This window comes from Psychrobacter sp. MES7-P7E, from assembly GCF_002863645.1.
Classification (GTDB): domain Bacteria; phylum Pseudomonadota; class Gammaproteobacteria; order Pseudomonadales; family Moraxellaceae; genus Psychrobacter.
Window position 1 is genome coordinate 1 of record NZ_PJBU01000032.1, and the last position, 1,774, is coordinate 1,774.

1 protein-coding gene and 1 pseudogene are annotated in these 1,774 nt (G+C 36.9%); both read left to right on the plus strand.

Going from position 1 to position 1,774, the window contains the following annotated elements; translation table 11 throughout:
* Positions 1 to 493, plus strand: a pseudogene (locus CXF62_RS01330) (hypothetical protein); the annotation flags it as partial.
* A gap of 342 nt (positions 494 to 835) precedes the next feature.
* Positions 836 to 1,687, plus strand: coding sequence for a thymidylate synthase (locus CXF62_RS01335; RefSeq protein ID WP_102092622.1), 852 nt, complete (start codon positions 836 to 838; stop codon positions 1,685 to 1,687).
* Positions 1,688 to 1,774: the final 87 nt, after the last annotated feature.

The window sequence follows — 1,774 nt, forward strand, 5'->3', positions numbered from 1 at the left end:
GTACAGCCCTAAAGGCTTACTGTTGACTGCTTTGATGCTTATCAGTCTTCTTATAGATATACTGATCGTCTTGTTCGCAGTCTTATTTATTATATTCATAAAGGATTTGCCATCATTAAGCTTAATATCAGCATTAATTATATTAGCGTTCATACCATTCGCTTATATGAATTTTATATGGTTCTTTAAACCCTTACATCACTTAATGACCCACCGTATCAGTAAAGCGCCTTTGTTGTTTGCAAATATAAATACAGACAATGCTGACATTGAAATGTATAAGGGAGCTGACGGCTATAGAATAGCGAGAATAACGGCCTTCACTTCCATTTGTCCAATTTGCACAGCCCCTATTGAACTAGCTGATGGCAAACCTGATCAAAAGCAGCCGTTAGTGGGTCGATGCAGAGAAGCACCTCATGCCCATGTGTATAGCTTTGATAGGATGACTTTGAAAGGATATTTTTCAGGTCATGAAGGTTATTTGAAGTAATGGCAGGCATCAATCAAGTAAATCCAATATTTTCATACTAAATAGTTAAATCAATTCCTTGTAGTCTTTCTTGGTTAAAAGTACAGCCCAAACAGCCGACTGTTTCCATAAAAGTATCTTATGGCAAATGATGTTAGATAGAAGGATTCGGTTTCATTGGCTCCATTGGGGCATAGTCTGTTGATAAGTTACTAAGACAATCAGTTGTTACGAACAGGTTTGTACAATTGAGCCTTGAAACTTTATAATGCTCAATGAAATCAAAAGGTAAAATGTATTGTCCACGCAGATCAACAAAAATCACCTTTTGAGCTAAGTTTGTAGTCTAACTAAGGTTATTGAATGAAACAGTATCTAGATTTATGTCAACGTATAGTTGATGAGGGTGTATGGGTAGAGAATGAACGAACTGGAAAACGTTGCTTAACCGTTATTAATGCTGATTTAGACTACAACGTAGGAGCTAATGAGTTTCCCTTAGTAACTACTCGAAAGAGTTATTGGAAAGCAGCTATCGCAGAGTTGTTGGGATATCTACGTGGTTATGATAGCGCAGATCAGTTTCGAGCTATTGGATGTAATACATGGAACGCCAATGCCAATGAAAATGCAGCTTGGTTAGCTAATCCTTATCGTAAAGGTAAGGATGATATGGGCCGAGTTTATGGTGTACAGGGACGAAGATGGCGTAATTCAGTAGGAGAGGAGTTTGACCAACTTCGTAAGATTTATAATAACTTGCGAAACGGTATTGATGATCGAGGTGAAATTCTAACCTTCTACAATCCAGGTGAGTTTCATATGGGATGTTTACGTCCTTGTATGCATACTCATACATTTTCGTTGTTAGGTGGAAAGCTTTATTTGACTTCATCACAACGTTCATGTGATGTACCATTAGGTCAAAATTTCAATCAGATTCAAGTGTTTACCTTACTAGCTCTCATGGCTCAAATTACGGGCCACGAGGCTGGAAAAGCTTATCATAAGATCGTAAATGCACATATTTATGAAGATCAATTAGAATTAATGCGTGACGTGCAATTAAAACGCGAACCTTATCCGGCACCTAAGCTTCATATTAACCCTGAAATTAAGTCTCTCGAAGATATTGAAACATGGGTAACATTGGATGATTTTAGAGTTGAAGGATACCAGTATCATGAGTCTATTGCCTATCCATTCTCAGTTTGATATAAGCATAAAGTGAAAGTTGAGAAAAGTGATAAATTTCTATTAGGCATAAAGTATCAGTATATGTGATTTATGCTATAGGGTATA